The sequence below is a fragment of the Massilia psychrophila genome, from assembly GCF_002760665.1.
GTDB lineage: Bacteria > Pseudomonadota > Gammaproteobacteria > Burkholderiales > Burkholderiaceae_D > JAFCUW01.
This window is the reverse complement of the sequence record NZ_PDOB01000020.1, coordinates 23,735-41,218: the sequence shown is the minus strand read 5'-3', so window position 1 is coordinate 41,218 and position 17,484 is coordinate 23,735. Positions and strand designations below refer to the sequence as shown.

The 17,484-nt window shown below is 64.1% G+C and carries 18 protein-coding genes; 12 read left to right on the top strand and 6 right to left on the bottom strand.

What is annotated here, in order from left to right; all coding sequences use genetic code 11:
* Positions 1-27 precede the first annotated feature (27 nt).
* The 4 genes from CR103_RS13360 (at position 28) to CR103_RS13345 (ending at position 4,538) form a co-directional block, all read left to right on the top strand.
* Entirely contained in the window at positions 28-393 is a 366-nt protein-coding gene (locus tag CR103_RS13360; protein ID WP_099916519.1) for an ArsC family reductase, read from the top strand.
* Positions 390-1,535, top strand: coding sequence for a succinyl-diaminopimelate desuccinylase (gene dapE, locus CR103_RS13355; RefSeq protein ID WP_099916475.1), 1,146 nt, complete (start codon positions 390-392; stop codon positions 1,533-1,535). Before CR103_RS13360 ends, dapE begins: the two co-directional genes overlap by 4 nt.
* A 24-nt stretch (positions 1,536-1,559) precedes the next feature.
* Positions 1,560-2,447, top strand: a complete 888-nt coding sequence (prmB, locus tag CR103_RS13350) for a 50S ribosomal protein L3 N(5)-glutamine methyltransferase (protein ID WP_099916474.1) — start codon at positions 1,560-1,562, stop codon at positions 2,445-2,447.
* 93 nt (positions 2,448-2,540) lie between these two features.
* Positions 2,541-4,538: an ATP-binding cassette domain-containing protein gene (locus tag CR103_RS13345; protein ID WP_099916473.1), complete on the top strand. Its 1,998-nt coding sequence runs from the start codon at positions 2,541-2,543 to the stop codon at positions 4,536-4,538.
* A 12-nt stretch (positions 4,539-4,550) separates the two neighbouring features.
* Here the strand turns inward: CR103_RS13345 and CR103_RS13340 are convergent, their stop codons facing one another.
* Complete coding sequence (locus tag CR103_RS13340) at positions 4,551-5,039, bottom strand: chemotaxis protein CheW (protein WP_099916472.1); 489 nt, start codon at positions 5,037-5,039, stop codon at positions 4,551-4,553.
* Between the two features lie 201 nt (positions 5,040-5,240).
* Between CR103_RS13340 and CR103_RS13335 the strand changes: the two genes are divergently transcribed.
* Both CR103_RS13335 and arfB read left to right on the top strand, forming a co-directional pair.
* Positions 5,241-6,296 (top strand): HDOD domain-containing protein, encoded by a 1,056-nt coding sequence (locus CR103_RS13335; protein ID WP_099916471.1) that lies wholly within the window; start codon positions 5,241-5,243, stop codon positions 6,294-6,296.
* A gap of 22 nt (positions 6,297-6,318) precedes the next feature.
* Complete coding sequence (gene arfB / locus CR103_RS13330) at positions 6,319-6,717, top strand: alternative ribosome rescue aminoacyl-tRNA hydrolase ArfB (RefSeq protein WP_099916470.1); 399 nt, start codon at positions 6,319-6,321, stop codon at positions 6,715-6,717.
* 38 nt (positions 6,718-6,755) lie between these two features.
* On the opposite strand, the gene CR103_RS13325 is transcribed toward arfB, so the two are convergent.
* Both CR103_RS13325 and CR103_RS13320 read right to left on the bottom strand, forming a co-directional pair.
* On the bottom strand, positions 6,756-8,648 hold the full coding sequence (locus CR103_RS13325; RefSeq protein WP_099916469.1) for a flagellar assembly protein A: 1,893 nt from the start codon (positions 8,646-8,648) through the stop codon (positions 6,756-6,758).
* Between the two features lie 210 nt (positions 8,649-8,858).
* A complete protein-coding gene (locus CR103_RS13320) occupies positions 8,859-9,290 on the bottom strand; it encodes a hypothetical protein (protein ID WP_099916468.1) in 432 nt (143 codons plus the stop codon).
* Between the two features lie 269 nt (positions 9,291-9,559).
* Here CR103_RS13320 and ompR point away from each other — a divergent pair, with 269 nt between their 5' ends.
* The 6 genes from ompR (at position 9,560) to CR103_RS13290 (ending at position 15,073) form a co-directional block, all read left to right on the top strand.
* Complete coding sequence (ompR, locus tag CR103_RS13315; protein ID WP_229413943.1) at positions 9,560-10,261, top strand: osmolarity response regulator transcription factor OmpR; 702 nt, start codon at positions 9,560-9,562, stop codon at positions 10,259-10,261.
* Positions 10,261-11,634, top strand: coding sequence for a sensor histidine kinase family protein (locus tag CR103_RS13310; protein ID WP_229443051.1), 1,374 nt, complete (start codon positions 10,261-10,263; stop codon positions 11,632-11,634). Before ompR ends, CR103_RS13310 begins: the two co-directional genes overlap by 1 nt.
* A 52-nt stretch (positions 11,635-11,686) precedes the next feature.
* Complete coding sequence (locus CR103_RS13305) at positions 11,687-12,652, top strand: threo-3-hydroxy-L-aspartate ammonia-lyase (RefSeq protein ID WP_099916517.1); 966 nt, start codon at positions 11,687-11,689, stop codon at positions 12,650-12,652.
* Positions 12,653-12,849: 197 nt separating this feature from the next.
* Positions 12,850-13,218 (top strand): GntR family transcriptional regulator, encoded by a 369-nt coding sequence (locus CR103_RS13300; RefSeq protein WP_099916466.1) that lies wholly within the window; start codon positions 12,850-12,852, stop codon positions 13,216-13,218.
* Positions 13,215-14,087 carry an ABC transporter ATP-binding protein gene (locus tag CR103_RS13295; RefSeq protein ID WP_099916465.1) on the top strand — a complete coding sequence of 291 codons (873 nt, stop codon included), beginning with the start codon at positions 13,215-13,217 and terminating at the stop codon, positions 14,085-14,087. Before CR103_RS13300 ends, CR103_RS13295 begins: the two co-directional genes overlap by 4 nt.
* The gene (locus tag CR103_RS13290; protein WP_099916464.1) at positions 14,084-15,073 is read left to right on the top strand and encodes a hypothetical protein; all 990 of its coding nucleotides are present in this window, start codon (positions 14,084-14,086) and stop codon (positions 15,071-15,073) included. The genes CR103_RS13295 and CR103_RS13290 overlap by 4 nt, the downstream gene beginning before the upstream one ends.
* 34 nt (positions 15,074-15,107) lie before the next feature.
* Here CR103_RS13290 and CR103_RS13285 read toward each other — a convergent pair whose 3' ends face one another.
* The 3 genes from CR103_RS13285 to rlmB form a co-directional block, all read right to left on the bottom strand.
* The gene (locus CR103_RS13285) at positions 15,108-15,797 is read right to left on the bottom strand and encodes a YceH family protein (RefSeq protein WP_099916463.1); all 690 of its coding nucleotides are present in this window, start codon (positions 15,795-15,797) and stop codon (positions 15,108-15,110) included.
* Between the two features lie 8 nt (positions 15,798-15,805).
* Positions 15,806-16,543 carry a serine O-acetyltransferase gene (cysE, locus tag CR103_RS13280; RefSeq protein ID WP_099916462.1) on the bottom strand — a complete coding sequence of 246 codons (738 nt, stop codon included), beginning with the start codon at positions 16,541-16,543 and terminating at the stop codon, positions 15,806-15,808.
* Between the two features lie 195 nt (positions 16,544-16,738).
* A complete protein-coding gene (gene rlmB, locus CR103_RS13275) occupies positions 16,739-17,482 on the bottom strand; it encodes a 23S rRNA (guanosine(2251)-2'-O)-methyltransferase RlmB (RefSeq protein ID WP_099916461.1) in 744 nt (247 codons plus the stop codon).
* Between the last annotated feature and the right edge of the window lie 2 nt (positions 17,483-17,484).

The following is a 17,484-nucleotide window of genomic DNA, read 5'->3' as shown; positions in this document are numbered from 1 at the left end:
TCTGGTGCGGCGCCCTCCATGTCGACCATAAAAACAACGCTGTACGGCATTCCCAATTGCGACACGGTCAAAAAGGCCCGCGCCTGGCTTGCCGCGCATAACCAGGATGTGGACTTCCACGACTTCAAGAAACAAGGCCTCGAACGCCCCACCGTCGCCGCCTGGCTGGAACGACTGGACTGGGAAGTGCTGGTCAATCGCAAGGGCACCACCTGGCGCAAGCTGCCCGAGGAGCGGCGCGCCGCCGTCATCGACAAGGCCAGCGCGCTCGCATTGATGCTGGAAATGCCGTCGGTGATCAAACGCCCGGTGCTGGCCCGGGCGGACACGCTCAGCGTCGGTTTTTCGGAGCAGCGCTACGTCGATCTGCTCGGCCGCCAGGCGCAGCCATGAGTGTGGACGCTACGCCGTCACGCACCATGGCGCTGGCCGAACAACTGATCGCGCTGTCCTCGATTACGCCGGACGACAAGGGATGCCAGCGCCGCCTCATCGAACTGCTCGCCCCGCTCGGCTTCGCGTGCGAGACCATCGCCTCGAACGGCGTCACCAATCTGTGGGCACGCAAGGGCACGCGCCCGCCGTTGTTCGTCTTTGCCGGCCATACCGACGTGGTGCCGACCGGGCCGGTCGGGCAATGGCAATCACCGCCGTTCGTGCCGACCCGGCGCGACGGCAAGCTGTATGGACGCGGCGCGGCCGACATGAAGACCTCGATCGCGGCAATGCTTGTCGCCTGCGAAGAATTTATCGCGGCCTACCCGGCGCACCAGGGCTCGATCGCTTTCCTGCTTACCAGCGACGAGGAAGGCCCGGCCAAAGATGGCACCGTCGTCGTCTGCGCCATGCTGGAACAACGCGGCGAGACCATCGATTACTGCCTGGTGGGCGAACCCACCTCGGTGCACTCCCTGGGCGACACGATCAAGAACGGCCGGCGCGGCTCGCTGTCCGGCCACCTCGTCGTCAACGGCATCCAGGGCCACATCGCCTACCCCCAGCTGGCGCGCAACCCGATTCACCAGGCGGCGCCGGCGCTGGCTGAACTGGTTGCCGAGCAGTGGGACAGCGGCACCGACTATTACCTGCCGACGTCTTGGCAGATGTCGAACATCCATGCCGGCACCGGCGCCAACAACGTCATCCCGGGTGCACTGGCGATCGATTTCAATTTCCGCTTTTCGAACGCCAGCACGGCCGAATCGCTGCAGGCGCGGGTCCATGCGATTCTCGATCGCCATGAACTGGACTACGACCTGGCGTGGACCCTCTCCGGCCTGCCGTTCCTGACGCCGCGCGGCGCGTTATCCAGCGCCGTCTCGGCGGCCATCCTGGCCGAGACTGGCATTCGCACCGAATTGTCCACCACCGGCGGCACTTCGGACGGCCGCTTCATAGCGCGGATATGCCCGCAGGTGATAGAATTCGGCCCTCCGAACGCCAGCATCCACAAGATCGACGAGCATATCGAGGTGCGCTTCATCGATCCGCTGAAGAATATCTACCGCCGCACCTTGGAAAACCTGCTGGCGTAAGCGCGCCCAACCGAGAACCAGGCCATGACCACGACTCAATTTACCACCCCGCGCGACCTGCTGCGCTACGCCGTCAGCCGTTTCAACGACGCCAAGCTGTTCTTCGGCCATGGCAGCGCCGAGGCGTTCGACGAAGCGGCTTACCTGATCCTGCACACGCTCAAACTCCCGCTCGACAAGCTCGAGCCCTTCCTCGACGCCAGGCTGCTGTCCGGGGAAGTGCTGCAGGTGCTGGCCGTGATCGAGCGGCGCGCGGTGGACCGGGTGCCGGCCGCCTACATCACCAACCAAGCCTGGCTCGGCACCTACGCCTTCTACGTCGACGAGCGCGTGCTGGTTCCGCGCTCGTTCATCGCCGAACTGGTGCCGGAACGGTTCAGCCCATGGGTGATCGATCCGGACGCGGTCGAAAACATCCTCGAGCTGTGCACCGGATCGGGCTGCCTGGCAATCATGATGGCCGACGCGTTCCAAAACAGCCTGGTCGATGCGGTCGACATTTCGCTCGATGCGCTGGCGGTCGCCGAACACAATATCCGCGATTACAAACTGGAAGGCCGCGTCAATCCGATCGCGTCGGACCTGTACCAGAACGTGCCGTTCAAGAAGTACGACCTGATCGTCACCAATCCGCCGTATGTCAATTCCGACTCGATGAGCCAGCTGCCCCAGGAATACCTGTGCGAGCCGCAGATCGCGCTCGACGGCGGCGCCGACGGCATGGACCTGGTGCGCAAGATCATCGACGGCGCGGCCGATTACCTGACGCCGGAAGGCATTTTGATGGTCGAAATCGGCAATGAACGCGAGTACGCCGAGGCCGCGTTCGGCCACCTCGGCCTGACGTGGCTGACCACCAGCGCGGGCGACGACATGGTGTTTTTGCTGACGGCTGAGCAGCTAAAAAAGTAATCGCAAGAGGGGGCAGACCCCTAACATCAACACCGGGGTCCGACCCCTGCGGCACCGCCCGCTTCATATTTACCTTAGATTGAAAAGACCAGCATGATTCGTTTCCTCAACGTTAGCCTGATGCGCGGCACCAAGCCGCTGCTCGAAGGCGTCGACCTGACCCTGAACCCCGGCGACAAGATCGGCCTGATCGGCGCCAACGGCGCCGGCAAATCGAGCCTGTTCGGCATGCTGCGCGGCGAAATCCACGCCGACCAGGGCGAGATCGACTTCCCGGCCAAATGGCGGATGGCTTACGTGGCGCAGGAAACGCCGCCGCTGGACCGCGCCGCCCTCGATTACGCCATCGACGGCGACGTTACGCTGCGCAAACTGGAAGCCGAACTGGCGCGCCTGGAAAACGAACCGGAAACGCACGAAAACGGCATTGCCATCGGCAACATCTACAGCGCACTGGCCGACGCCGACGCCTACACGGTACAGTCGCGCGGCGAGCAATTGCTGCTCGGCCTGGGCTTCTCGCTCGAACAAATGCAGCAGCCGATCGTCAGTTTTTCGGGCGGCTGGCGGATGCGCCTGAACCTGGCGCAAGCACTGATGTGCCCATCCGAGCTGCTGCTGCTGGACGAGCCGACCAACCACCTCGACCTCGACGCCATCATCTGGCTGGAAGACTGGCTCAAGCGCTACGCCGGTACCCTGATCATCATTTCGCACGACCGCGACTTCCTCGACGAGATCGTCAACGTGGTGGTCCACATCGACGAGCGCAAGCTGAAGCGCTACTCGGGCAACTACTCGAGCTTCGAGCGCCAGCGCGCGGCCCAGATGATCCTCGCCGCCGGCGCCATGGCCAAGCAGGAACGCCAGCGCGCCCACCTCGAATCGTTCGTCAACCGCTTCAAGGCCCAGGCTTCGAAGGCGCGCCAGGCGCAGAGCCGCATGAAGGCGCTGGCCAAGATGGAAGAGATGGCGCCGCTGCGCGCGGCGGCCGAGTTCTCGTTCGAGTTCCGCGAGCCGCTGTCGGCGCCGAACCCGCTCCTGGTGATGGAAGACGTCAACGCCGGCTACCACATCGTCGACGATCACGGCGACAAAGTCGGCGACAAGGTCATCGTCCACGACATCAAGTTTTCGCTGCAGATCGGTCAGCGCATTGGCCTGTTGGGCGTGAACGGCGCCGGCAAATCGACCTTGATCAAGACCATCGCCGGCGAACTCGATCCGCTGACCGGCACCGCCACCATCGGCAAAGGCCTGTCGATCGGTTATTTCGCCCAGCACCAGGTCGAGATGCTGCGCCACGACGAATCGCCGCTGTGGCACCTGGCGAAAATCGCCCCGACCGTGCGCGAGCAGGAGCTGCGCAACTTCCTCGGCGGCTTCAACTTCCCCGGCACCATGGTGACCAGCCCGATCCGACCATTTTCAGGCGGCGAGAAGGCCCGCCTGGCGCTGGCGCTGATCGTCTGGCAGCGTCCGAACCTGCTGCTGCTCGACGAGCCGACCAACCACCTCGATTTAGAGACGCGCGAGGCGCTGACGATGGCGCTGGCCCAGTTCGAAGGCACGCTGGTGGTGGTATCGCACGATCGCCACCTGCTGCGCGCCACCACCGACCAGTTCATCATCGTCGCCGACGGCAAGCTGCAGCCATTCGACGGCGACCTCGACGACTACAAGGACTGGCTGTTCCAGACCAAGCTGGGCAAAGGCACCACGGTGCTGCCGGCGGCCGGCAAGGACAACAAGACCGACTTTCCGGTCGCCTCCGCGGTGGCGCCTCCAAGCGCGCCGGCGGCCACCAGCAAGGACCAGAAGCGCCTGGATGCGGAGCAGCGCCAGAAAGTGGCCGCGCTGAAGAAGCCGATCGAGGGCAAAATCAAGCGCCTGGAAGAACAGATTGCCAAGCGCAATGCGCAGAAGGCCGACGTCGACGCGAAGCTGGGCGAAGCGGGCGCGTATGACGCGGCCAACAAGGCCAAGCTCAAGCTGCTGCTGGCGGACCAGGCTTTCTTCGGCAAGGACCTGGCGCAGCTGGAGGCGGAATGGCTGGAGCTGCAGGAGCAGCTGGAAGGGCTGGCGGCGTAAAGCGGGAGGCGATCACGCCGCCTGCTGCGTCCCCTGGATTGCCACGCGCTGGATCGACATCAGCCTGTCGATATCGATCAGGATCAGGCGCCGGCCGTTGCAGTGGCCGAGGCCAAGCAGGTAATCGACCCTGCCTTCGCCATCGCTGCGCGGGATCGGACGGATCTGGTCGTCGTCGAGGTTGACGACGTCGGTGACGCCATCGACCACCATTCCCATGACGCAGTTCGACAGCTGCAAGATGATGACGTCGGTGTGCGCAGCGTGCGTGCTCGAGTGCCATGACATGGCCACCCGCATGTCGACGATCGGCATGATCACGCCGCGCGATACCGCCACCCCGCTGATGATTTCACCTTCCGAGGCGAAGCGCTCGAGCGAATTAAGCATCCGCAGCTCCTTGACCTTGCTGATATCGAGTCCGTACTCCAGGCCACCAAGCTGAAAGCTGAGAAATTGCGTCTGGCCCTTGCCGGGAACGCGGGTTTCGGTAACGGTCATGGTGATCCTTTCGACTTTGCGAGGAGCGGCGATGCAACGAAGTCCTATCGTAAAACCAAAACCGATTGTCTTAGTTGACTATACTCAACATTTCCCGTTGGTATGAAATGGTCGCGCCCTCACCGGAACGCTTTACAATGCTGATGCGATGCCTGGGAGCCAACATTGGTAGCTCACGTTGCGCATAACGAAGGATGGAACATGTACCAATGGTTGCGGCGATTGTTTTCGGGGCCGGCACGCGCCGGCGCCAGTGCGCTTGCGTTACCCGCGGCAAGGTCGGCGTCAGCAAAGCCGGCCGTAGCGACGCCGCCGGCCATGCCCTTCGACCAGCTCGACCTGGTCAACCGCCTCTATCACCATTGGATGTTCGACATCGAAGGCGAATCGGAGTTCGACACCAACGCCCAGGAAGTCCAGGTACTCGACGCGCTGGCCGCCATCCTCAATTCGCAGCAGTCCGGCTCCGCGCTGGTGCGCCGCATGCCAGGCATGATTCCACAACTGCTGCAAAGCCTGCGCCGCGATAATTTCTCCGGCGCCCAGCTGGCGCGCACGATTTCCAGCGACGTGGTGCTGGTGGCGACCGTGATCCGCGCCGCCAACAGCTCGCTCAACGGCAACGGCGCGATCTCCAGCGTCGACCATGCGGTCATGCTGATCGGCCAGGAAGGTTTGCGCCACCTGATTACCAGCGTTGCGTTCCGTCCCATCATCGACCTGAACTCGGGCCATTTCACGCGTACCCTGGCGCCGCGCATCTGGGACCATTCGGAACGCTGCGCCCAAGCCAACCGCGCGCTGGCCGAGGCGCTGGGGATCGATCCGTTCGAAGCCTTCCTCGCCGGCCTGGTGCAACATGTCGGCCTGATCGTTTCGCTGCGCATCATGGACCAGATGGCAAAAGGCGACAAGCATCTCGGCTCCGAAATGTTCTGCGCCGGCCTGGTGCGCGATGCGCGCATCCTTACCTGCAGCATCGGGCGCGAGTGGAATTTTCCCGCCAGCGTCGTCAACGCCATCGGCGAGCAGGCCGGCATGCAGAAAGGCGCCATCGTTTCGCCGCTCGGCCGCCTGCTGACGTTGACGGACTATATGGGCAAGGTGCGCATCCTGGTCGAAAACCAGCGCGCGCCGTTCGGCGATCCGGCACTGTTTGGCGGCCTGCCGCCGTCCGCCGCCGAGGCTTACCGCTCGCTGCGGGCGATCGATGCGGTTGGCCTGGCGGCGCCTGGCGACGCCGGCGCCGCAAGCTGACGGCACAAGGCAGCAATTGAGAATGGACGCGCAAATCAATCCCGACGAAGTGGCAATGAGTGCGATCCGCGCCCAGGGCCCGGGCGGTCAGAACGTCAACAAGGTATCGTGCGCGGTACACCTGCGCTTCGACATTGGCGCCTCGTCGCTGCCCGACCCGATCAAAGAGCGCCTGCTGGCGCTGCCGGACGGGCGCATTACGCAAAACGGCGTGGTGGTGATGAAGGCGCAGCAGTCGCGCAGCCTGGAACAGAACAAGGAAGAAGCGCTGCGGCGCCTGCAGGAGCTGGTCGACAGCGTCGCCGTGCTGCCGGCGCAGCGCCGCGCCACCAAACCGACCCGCAGTTCGCAGCGCAAGCGCCTCGATTCGAAAGCCCGCAGCGGCCAGACCAAGGCGATGAGGGGAAAGGTAAGCGAGTAGGCCGCGCGCCGTCGTCTCTGCCATTGGCAGAGACGACCCTATTCGCTGACCCAGTCCACCGCCCCTACGCTACCGGAAAAAATCAGCTCGCCGCCGGCCGCGCCGGCGCGCAGGCGCGTCCTGATGTCCTTGGCGGGGATGTCGTAAGTGCTGCTGCCGTCAGGGTTGAAGGTCATCGTGCGCACGACGGTATCGCCGTTCAGCATCCTCACCACGACGCGGCTGACGCCGTCGGTGTCCAGACGCTGCCGTTCAAGCTGCGCGATCAGCTGCTGGCCGGCGTGCTGCTCGATTTCGGCCGCCTTGACGCCCGCCGACGCCTTGGCGATCGCTTTCAACGCCGGCCCCACCGCCAGTGCCAACGTCTGGAACTGCGACAGCTGTTCAGGCGCCAGGATCAGCTCCTTCTTGCGCACTTTCGAGGCCAACGAGACGTACCTGCGCACCTCGGGCTCACTCGTCAACTGCTCCATCCCGGCCTTGCGCTGCGCCGCCAGCGCTTTCAATTCGCCGACCCGCGCCGTCATCAGCGCCAGCACTTCTTCGATCCGCGCGCTGTCCGGGCGTAGCGCGTAGACCACCATGTCGTTTTGCTTGCGCGGACCCGCGAGCTCGATGGTGACGCAGCGTCCGGCGATGGCGCAGCCTTCGGCCTGCTTCACGTTCACTTCGTCGGCCATGATGTCGCAATTGACCGCGTGTTCGACCGTCACCCTGGTGCCGGAGATGATGCAATTCTCGGCGCGCGTCAATACCACGTTGCCGCAGACGGCCTGGATTATCGCGCTCGACGCGATGCCATTGATGCGGATGTCGCCGCGCGCGTTGTGGGCGGCGCCGCCGACCAGGTTGCGGTTCAACAGCACGGTGCCGCCGCGCGAGACGACATGGCCGAAGACGTCGGCATGGATCGTGATGCCTTCGCCTTCGATCACGCGCTTTTCCTGGACCTCGCCGAACTCTTCGTAGTCGCCGGTAAGCTGCAGGTTGCCGGTGGTGCGGGACGACACACCGTCGCGGCTGACGATCTTGGCATCCACCGAAATCTTCCCGCTGTGGACATCGACGTTGAGGAAGCCGCCCTGGCGCGACACCAGGAATTCGCCGCCCGCGGTATGCTCGATGGCGGTGCCGGGTCCGGCCATCGGCGTCATGTCGACATCGATCGGCACGGCAGGTTCGATCGGCATGCCGGACAGCTCGAAGCCGGCCGCGCCAAGCGAGCGTGGCTCCTTCCTGAGCAGCTTGACGTTTGCCAGGATCTGCGGGAACCGGTTCTGGAAGGCCATCAGGTCCAGCTTGCCATTGGCCATCTGGCGCGGCGCGTCGCTGCGGTGGATGCCGTCGGACACCTCGACGAACCGGGCATCGACCCCGGCGACGGCGTCCTGCCGGCGCGCGATGATGATGCGCCCGGCCTTGCCTTGGGCGATCGCCGCGCGCACGGCATCCACGTCGATACCGAAGCGGATCCCCTTCTGCCATACGTCGGCAATGAATTCGTCGACGTCGAGCATGGCCAGCTGCCCCGCTGCGCCGGGGTCGCCAGGGTCGGCCTGGAAGACCGGTTCAAAATAGTACTCGGCCCTGCCCTCGCTGATCCTGACCGCCTTGTACAAGGCGCGCCGGGCCGGATCGAACGGCGCGACGCGCGAGGCAATGCGCAGCATCGGTGCACCGCGCGATGGTGGAGCCGACGAACCCGGGCCGCAATCGTACAGCGCCTTGGTCACCAGCGGGTAGTCGATATCGGCAAAGTAGAAATTGCCGTGGAGGACATGGGCGAAGGCGGCGAGGAAGGTCTTGCCGAACGGGGTTGGATCGGCGTACACGCCGTCACGCCGCTGCACGATGCAGTGCGCCAGCCCCAATGCGTCGAGCCCGCCGATAGGCACGCTCAAGGGGTCGGCAACGGTGGATTCAGTCGGCACCTACGTACTCCAGGCGTCTTTCGCAAGACTTGTCTGCGTGGCTAGGGAATTTCGCCACAACTAATTTTCAACAGAGTAGCATGTTGCGGCTTGCAAATAAACTATCTGGCTGGTGAAAGCCGGCGCTTGTCGATGGGTGGTGCAGCGCAAGGAGATACAACGCGGCAGGCGGGCGCCGCCGCAGCATGCGGGTAACCCAGGCCGTATGGTTTAACGACGCGGGGGGTTCGGGTACAGTTCGACGCCGGCTTCGTTGATCTGGCGGCGCAGCTCACGCCGCTCGTCGACCGTGAGGCGGCCGCCGCGGCGGCTGCCCTGGTCTTGCTGCTGGGCCTGGCGCCGTTGCTCTTCATAGGCATGGGCATCGGCTTGACGCGGATCGGCCCGCTGCTGCTGTGGCGGCTGGGGCTGCTGCTGCGGTGTCGCGCCGCGCTCGGCGCGTGGCGGCGGCATGTCACGGTTCGGCTGCTGCTGCTGCTGCTGGGTATTGCTGCGCCCGTCACGCTCGCGGTCCTGCCCGGCAAACGCCGGCAGGCCGGCGCATGATATTGCACAGCCAAGCACCAGCGCGCGGACGAAGGCCTGACTGCCGCGAAAACGGGCACTTGCTGGTACATGATTGGGTGTGGGCGCGATATTCATGGTGCTCCTCTTCCGCGATGCCGTATAAACAGATAAGCTTGATTGCTCCGATTTCAGTGTATGGCTGATCGTTTCGGGGTGTAAGGCGAATTGGGTAAAGTTTGTAACAGGTTGTAATGAATGAAAAGCAACCCTCTTTGCATGGCGATAAGACGTTACCATAGCAACATGAATATAACAATTCCGGCAGGCACATGAGCTCACAATCGATCCCAAGTACAGGCAACAATACAACGCAGGCCGCTCCCGGTGGCCATTCCGCCAAGATTATGGTAGTTGACGACGACGTGCGCTTGCGCGACCTGTTGCGGCGCTACCTGACCGAGCAGGGCTTCGCCGTCGTCACCGCCGAAAGCGCTCCGGCGATGAACAAGCTATGGCTGCGCGAGCGCTACGACCTGTTGGTGCTGGACCTGATGCTGCCCGGCGAAGACGGCCTGTCGATCTGCCGCCGCCTGCGCGGCGCCGGCGACCAGACCCCGATCATCATGCTTACCGCCAAAGGCGAAGACGTCGACCGCATCGTCGGCCTCGAAATGGGCGCCGATGACTACCTGCCGAAGCCGTTCAACCCGCGCGAACTGGTGGCGCGCATCGGCGCGGTGCTGCGCCGCAAAGGCCCGGACGAAATCCCCGGCGCGCCTTCCGAAACCCCGGCGTCGTTCGAGTTCGGCCAGTTCGTGCTCGACCTGGCGACGCGCACGCTGAAAAAGAATGGCGAAACGGTACCGCTGACGACCGGCGAATTTTCGGTGCTCAAGGTGTTTGCGCGCCATGCGCGCCAGCCGCTGTCGCGCGAGAAGCTGATGGAACTGGCGCGCGGGCGCGAGTACGAAGTGTTCGACCGCAGCCTCGACGTGCAGATATCGAGGCTGCGCAAGCTGATCGAACCCGATCCTTCGAGCCCGCTGTACATCCAGACCGTGTGGGGCCTTGGCTACGTGTTCATCCCTGAAGGCCAGCCGCGCTAGTGTTGGCCGCTGACGCGGGTGCCCGCCGCGCGCGCCGCCTGAACTGGTTCAAGAGCGGCCTGTTCTGGCGTACCTTCCTGCTGCTCGGACTGCTCACGACCTTGTCGATGGCGTCGTGGATCGGCATGATCAATGCCGTCCAGCGCGGCCCGCAGGTCAAGCAGACGGCCGAACTGGTGATCTCGGTGGTCACCATCACGCGCGCGGCGCTGACCCACTCGGCGATCGACCTGCGCAAGGAACTGCTGTTCGACCTGGTCAGCAACGAAGGCATCCGCATCACCGCGCTGATGGACAACGACGTCGTCGACCCACCGCCGGACAGCACCTTGATGCCCGAGATCGAAGCAATCGTCAAGGAAAAGCTGGGCACCGACACGCGGTTTTCGAGCCGGGTCAACGGCGTGCCGGGCTTCTGGATCAGCTTCAAGATCGACGACGACGAATACTGGCTGATGCTCGAGCGCGAACGGCTGGCCGGCCTGTCCGGCGTGCAGTGGCTCGGCTGGGCCGGCGTGGTCGGGATACTGTCGTTACTCGGCGCCGCCCTCATTTCGCGCCTGGTCAACCTGCCGCTGGCGCGCCTGACGGTGGCGGCGCGCGACATCGCCCAAGGCAAGCGGCCGGACCGGCTGCCCGAAAAAGGCGCGCAGGAGATCATCGAGGCGAACCGCAGCTTCAACCAGATGGTCGAGGATCTGCAGCAGGTCGAATCGGACCGCGCGCTGATTTTGGCCGGCATCTCGCACGATTTGCGCACCCCGCTCACGCGCATGCAGCTCGAACTCGAAATGGCGAACCTGTCGACCGAGGCGCGCGACGGCATGCAATCCGATATCGGCCAGATGGATGCGATCATCGGCCAGTTCCTCGACTACGCCAGGCCGACCGAGGCGGCAAGCTTTGTGCCGATCGACATCAGCGATTTGCTGGGCGACGTCGGCCGCGCCGCCGAGCGCATTCCCGGCATGCGTGTGACGGCCGACATCGAGCCCGGCGTGCACGTGATGGGCAATGCCACCGACCTGCGGCGCGTCTTCAACAACGTCGTCGAAAATGCCCGCCGCTACGGCGCCACTCCGGGCCTCGACATCACCGAGCTCGACATTGCCTGCCACGTGAAAACCAACGGCGGCATCAAGCGCGTGGCGATCTGCCTGCAGGACCACGGCTGCGGCGTCCCGGCCGGGCAGATCGAACAGCTGAAGAAGCCGTTCACCCGAATGGACACCGCGCGCGGCCAGGCCAACGGCGCCGGCCTGGGGCTGGCGATCGTCGAGCGCGTGGTCGGCCGCCACAATGCCGCGCTGACGGTACGCAATCGCGACGGCGGCGGCCTGCAGGTCGAGCTGGTGATGGCGGTCGTACTGTAGAAGACCCATTGCCGTTATACTGTCGCACTTCCGGCACAACGAAATGCACACCATGGTCGACCTGGCGCAATTGCAGTTCAGCGAAGTTGAAAAAGCGGCCTTGCGGATCAAGGGCGTGGCCCACCACACCCCGGTACTCACCTCCACCACCGCCAACCGCCTGGCGCGCGCGCAACTGTTCTTCAAGTGCGAAAACTTCCAGCGCAGCGGCGCTTTTAAATTTCGCGGCGCCTACAACGCGCTGTCGAAATTTACCGAAGACCAGCGCCGCGCCGGCGTACTGACCTACTCTTCAGGCAACCATGCGCAGGCCATCGCGCTGTCGGCCAGCCTGCTCGGCATGGCCGCAAGCATCATCATGCCGCACGACGCGCCGGCGTTGAAAGTGGCGGCCACCAAGGGCTACGGCGCCGAAGTCATCGTCTACGACCGCTACAAGCAAAACCGCGAAGAGATCGGCCGCCGGCTGGCGCAACAGCGCGGCATGACCCTGATTCCCCCGTACGACCATCCCGACGTCATCTGCGGCCAAGGCACGGCGGCGATGGAACTGTTCGCAGACACGGGCCCCCTCGACGTGCTGCTGGTGTGTTTGGGCGGCGGCGGCCTGCTGGCCGGCTCGGCGCTGGCGGCAGCGGCCATGAGCCCGGATTGCCGCATCATCGGCGTCGAGCCCGAGGCCGGCAACGACGGCCAGCAATCGCTGCGCAGTGGCGCGGTGGTGCACATCGCGGTGCCCGACACGATCGCCGACGGCGCCATGGTGACCCACCTCGGCGCGCACAATTTCGAAGTGATCCGGCGCGAGGTCGACGACATCGTCACCGTCTCGGACGACCAGCTGGTGGCGACCATGCGGTTTTTTGCCGAGCGCATGAAGATGATCGTCGAGCCGACCGGCTGCCTGGCGGCGGCCGCCGCGCTGCAGGGCGTGGTGGCAGTCGAAGGCAAGAAGGTCGGCATCCTGGTCAGCGGCGGCAACGTCGACCTGGCCCGCTTCGCCAGGCTGGTCGGCTGACCGACGCCGTTGCTTGAAGCGGCCGGCCCGCGCAGCAACACCACCCCACCCATGTTCAATATTAAAAGAAGATATTGACACGTCAATTTGTGGTGTTATACTTTACTACATCACCACTTAAACACATCACCAACACATCAACAACCGGGAGGCAATATGCACGATTGCGCCGTACCCTTGGCCGGGGAGACTGTTTCATGACCATCGGCTGGAACGACAACACGCCAATTTACCGGCAGCTCAAGGAGCGGGTCATCGGCATGATGCTCGACGGCGTACTGAAGGGGGGCGACGCCCTGCCTTCGGTGCGCCAGGTCGCAGCCGAATACCAGCTCAATCCCATCACCGTTTCCAAGGCTTATCAGGAACTGGTCGATGACAATCTCGTAGAAAAAAGAAGGGGAATCGGCATGTACGTCACCGAAGGCGCCAGCGAAAAACTACTTGCAAGCGAACGTGAGCGCTTCGTGCGCGAAGAATGGCCGGCCATGGTCGAACGCATCCGGCGCCTCGGCATCGACCTCGAACAGCTGCTGCGCGCCGCCCAGCCGGGAGCGGCATCGTGAGCGCCGTGATTTCCGCCAGGGGCCTGTCGAAGCACTACGGCAAGCATGCCGCGGTCGACAACGTCAGCTTCGACATCGCGGCCGGCCGCATCGTCGGCCTGATCGGGCCGAACGGCTCCGGCAAGACCACCACGCTCAAGGCGGCGCTCGGCCTGGTGCCGTTCGAGGGCGAACTGAGCGTGCTCGGGCTCGATCCGCGCACCGAGCGCGACGCGCTGATGCAGGACGTCTGTTTCATCGCCGATGTCGCAATCCTGCCGCGCTGGCTGCGGGTGAGCGAAGCGATCGATTTCGTCGCCGGCGTGCATCCCCGTTTCGACCGCGAGAAGGCCGAGCGCTACCTCGCCAACACCAAGCTCAAGCCGTCGATGAAGGTCAAGGCGATGTCGAAGGGGATGGTGGTGCAGCTGCACCTGGCGCTGGTGATGGCAATCGACGCCAAGCTGCTGGTACTCGACGAGCCGACCCTGGGCCTGGACATCATCTACCGCAAGCAGTTCTACCAGAACCTGCTGGAAGACTATTTTGATGAAGGCAAGACGATCATCATTACCACCCACCAGGTGGAAGAAGTCGAACACATCCTGACCGACCTGATGTTCATCCAGGACGGCAAGATCGTGCTGGCGGCGTCGATGGATGAAATCGGCGAGCGCTACACGGAAGTGATGGTGCCTCACGACAAAGTCAACGCCGCCAACGCGTTGCAGCCAATCGACCGCCGCACCGTCTTCGGAAAATCGGTGATGCTATTCGACTCGGCCGCACCAGGCAGCGCCTCGCGCACCCAGCTTTCGGCCATCGGCGAGACCCGCAATATCAGCGTCGCCGACCTGTTTGTTGCAACCATGAAAGGAAGCTACGCATGAAAACGATGAAATGGCTGCTCCGCCGTGAATACTGGGAGAACAAGGGCGCATTTTTCTGGGCGCCGCTGACCATCGCGCTGGTGATGCTGGCCTTTGTCGGCATCACCACGGGGTACGCCCTCGCCACCCATGGCCTGGGCGACTCGGTGAGCGTCAATGGCCACCACATGAGCAAGGTAGAGTTGTTGAATGCGATGCCGCTGACGGTCCGGACGAGTATCGCCGCCGTCGTCGCCAACGCCTGGCTGGCAGCTTGCGCGCCGCTGTTCGGCGTGTTGCCGGTGGTGGTGTTCTTCTACTGCCTGGCCGCGCTGTACGACGACCGCCGCGACCGCAGCATCCTGTTCTGGAAGTCGCTACCGGTATCGGACCAGCAGACGGTGCTGTCGAAAGTGCTGACCGCCGTGTGCGTGGCGCCCATGATTACCATCGCCATCGGCACCGGCGTGTCGCTGCTGATGGTGTTCATCGCTCTGACGGCGGTGTCGTTCAACGGCCTGCACCTGTTCGGCCTGGTGCTGGGCAACCCGGACTTTTACCTGGCGCCACTGCGGTTGGTGGGCCTGTTGCCGGTCTACGTGCTGTGGGCGATCCCGACGGTCGGCTGGTTGCTGATGGTGTCGGCGTGGGCACGCTCGAAAGTGTTCCTGTGGGCGGTCGGCGTGCCGGTCCTGGTAGCGGTGCTGGCCAAGTGGGCCAATTTCATCCTGACCGAATACATGGGCGGCGGCTTCGACGTCAACTGGTTCATCCACAACGTGATCGCGCGCGGGCTGGCCGGGCTGGTGCCTGGCGCCTGGCTGCCGTTCGGCGAAGTTTCGCCGGCCGCGCTGATGAACAATGCCGCGCACACGGTCAACGCCGGCAGCATTTTCACGCAGTCGTGGCTGACCTTGTTGCAGCCGGGCGTGTGGGTCGGCGTAGCGATTGGCAGCGCGATGATCTTTGCGGCGATGCGCCTGCGCCGCTGGCGCGACGAAGGCTGAGGATGGGTCGACTGAGGGCGAGCAGCTTGCTTAGCTACTCGAACTGCTTTTTAAAGCTGTCGAACTGCGCCTTGAGGTCGTCGACCTCGCTGCGCAGGCTGCTCACTTCCTGCTCCAGCTGCGCCACCCGGCTGCCTTGGGCCGGCGCACTCACCGGACCGAAGGCCGACTCCTGCTGCGCCAGCGCGGCGTCGCCGGCCAGCAGGTGGCCGTAGCGCGGCTCCTTGGTGCCAGGCGCGAGCGACAGGCGTGCCACCAGCGGCGGGTATTTGTCGATCAAGAACTGCAGGCACGCTTCGACCTCCAGCGGCGACTTGAACTCATGAAGCCGGCCGCATCGGGCACGGATCTCGCCGGCGGTCTGCAGGCCGCGCAGCATCAGGATCGTCAGCACCGCCATCTTGTCTTGCTCGAGCGACCATTTGATGCGCATGCGGTGCTCGTATTTGGTGACGCGGGCGCCCGCTTGCGTGATGCCGTTGACGAATTTTCGCTGCATCAGCCGCTGCAGCACATCTTGTACCGTCTCTTCGGATAACTGCATCACCGGGTCGCGGCTCGACAGCTGGTTGCAACCGTTGGTCAGCGTATTGAGCGACAGCGGGTAGTTGTCTTGTGTGAGCGCTTCCTTTTCGGCAAGTACCGCGAGCACGCGGATTTCGAACGGGTCAAGCAAGGCGTCGGCGGTGACGGACTCGGGGCCGCCGGTGGTTTCATTAGTCATGCAAATCCTCATTCAACCAGCCTGTTCAGCTGGATAGTGTCGAGTCTGTCACCCTCGGGCATGCTCGGGCAGCACAGTCCGGCTGCCTTCATGGTGGCCATCATGCGTTCGATCTGTTCGTCCTGGCGGGCAGCGTGGTTGATCAGGCCGTGCAGCGCCTTCGACAGCGGATCGTCGCCGTTCGGCACCACACCGTAAGCCGCGAACAGGTGCGCACTGCGCCCGTCTGCATCCTTGCGCACGATATGGGCAGGATTGCCGACCGCGGTGGCGCCGGCCGGCACCGGCTTGACCACCACCGCGTTCGAACCAACCTTGGCGTATTCGCCGATCGTGAACGCGCCGAGCACCTGGGCGCCGGCGCCGATGATGACGCCGCGCTCCAACGTCGGATGGCGCTTGGTCCCACTGGTGAGCGAAGTGCCGCCCAAGGTCACGCCCTGGTAGATGGTGCAGTCGTCGCCGACGATGGCGGTTTCGCCGATCACCACGCCGAAGCCGTGGTCGATGAAGACGCGATGGCCGATGGTGGCGCCGGGATGAATTTCGATGCCGGTGATGATGCGCGCGACGTAAGAGATGAAGCGGCCAATCCACTTGAGCCGGCTAATCCAGCAGGCATGCGCCCAGCGGTGCATCATGATGGCCTGGAAGCCTGGATAGCAAGTGAACACCTCGAAGCCGTTACGGGCCGCGGGGTCGCGTTCGATGATGCTCTTGATATCGTCTAAAAGATTGGGAAACATTGGAAGGGACGGACTGTTGCGATATGGCCATGGTAGCGCATTCGGTTCACGGGTGCTGCGAGCGGGGTCAATTTGGGCTGGGCCATCGTCGCCTTCCTCGCGAATGCGGGGGCCCAATTTCGCCGCATAACGTCGGCTATTGATGCTAACGCTGTGCAAGCGACTTGGGTCCCCGCGTTCGCGGGGACGACGTCATCAGCCTTCGCGCGCCAAGCGTTGGCGGCGCGCTTCGTACAGGCAGACGCCGGAGGCAACCGACACGTTCAGGCTTTCGACCGAACCGAACATCGGGATGCCGACCAGCACGTCGCAGGTTTCGCGCGTCAGGCGGCGCATGCCCTCGCCTTCCGAACCCATCACCAGCGCCGCAGGACCGGTAAAATCGGCTTCGTACAGGCCTTTGTCGGCGTCGTCGGTGGTGCCGATGAGCAAAATGTCGCGCTCCTTCAGCTCGCGCATGGTGCGCGCCAGGTTGGTGACGGTGATGTAGGGCACGGTCTCGGCGGCGCCGCTGGCCACTTTCGCGGCGGTGGCGTTCAGGCCCACCGCGCGGTCTTTCGGCACGATCACCGCATGCGCGCCGACGCCGTCGGCCACGCGCAGGCAGGCGCCGAGGTTGTGCGGATCGGTGATGCCGTCGAGGATCAGCAACAGCGGCGGACCGTCGATCGCGTCGAGCAGTTCATCGAGGTTGCGCGCCAGCGACAGCTCGCTGGCGAAGGCGATCACGCCCTGGTGGCGGCGGGTGCCGACGATCTTGTCGAGCCTGGCCGAATCGACCGGCATGATGCGCACGCCGACTGCCTTGGCGGCGGCGATCAGGTCGTGCATGCGGCCGTCCTGGCGCGACGCGTCGACAAAAATTTCTTCCACCGACGAGGCCTCATGACGCAAACGCGAAGTCACCGCATGGAACCCGAAAATCATTTTGTTCTTCATCT

Excerpts from the sequence above, each read along its gene's own strand:
- CR103_RS13305 (WP_099916517.1), top strand. The coding sequence starts at position 11,687 with ATGGTCGACCTGGCGCAATTGCAGTTCAGCGAAGTTGAAAAAGCGGCC.
- cysE (WP_099916462.1), bottom strand. The coding sequence starts at position 16,543 with ATGTTTCCCAATCTTTTAGACGATATCAAGAGCATCATCGAACGCGAC.
- CR103_RS13340 (WP_099916472.1), bottom strand. The coding sequence starts at position 5,039 with ATGACCGTTACCGAAACCCGCGTTCCCGGCAAGGGCCAGACGCAATTT.
- arfB (WP_099916470.1), top strand. The coding sequence starts at position 6,319 with ATGGACGCGCAAATCAATCCCGACGAAGTGGCAATGAGTGCGATCCGC.
- dapE (WP_099916475.1), top strand. The coding sequence starts at position 390 with ATGAGTGTGGACGCTACGCCGTCACGCACCATGGCGCTGGCCGAACAA.
- CR103_RS13300 (WP_099916466.1), top strand. The coding sequence starts at position 12,850 with ATGACCATCGGCTGGAACGACAACACGCCAATTTACCGGCAGCTCAAG.
- rlmB (WP_099916461.1), bottom strand. The coding sequence starts at position 17,482 with ATGAAGAACAAAATGATTTTCGGGTTCCATGCGGTGACTTCGCGTTTG.
- CR103_RS13320 (WP_099916468.1), bottom strand. The coding sequence starts at position 9,290 with ATGAATATCGCGCCCACACCCAATCATGTACCAGCAAGTGCCCGTTTT.
- CR103_RS13345 (WP_099916473.1), top strand. The coding sequence starts at position 2,541 with ATGATTCGTTTCCTCAACGTTAGCCTGATGCGCGGCACCAAGCCGCTG.
- ompR (WP_229413943.1), top strand. The coding sequence starts at position 9,560 with ATGGTAGTTGACGACGACGTGCGCTTGCGCGACCTGTTGCGGCGCTAC.
- prmB (WP_099916474.1), top strand. The coding sequence starts at position 1,560 with ATGACCACGACTCAATTTACCACCCCGCGCGACCTGCTGCGCTACGCC.
- CR103_RS13335 (WP_099916471.1), top strand. The coding sequence starts at position 5,241 with ATGTACCAATGGTTGCGGCGATTGTTTTCGGGGCCGGCACGCGCCGGC.
- CR103_RS13290 (WP_099916464.1), top strand. The coding sequence starts at position 14,084 with ATGAAAACGATGAAATGGCTGCTCCGCCGTGAATACTGGGAGAACAAG.
- CR103_RS13285 (WP_099916463.1), bottom strand. The coding sequence starts at position 15,797 with ATGACTAATGAAACCACCGGCGGCCCCGAGTCCGTCACCGCCGACGCC.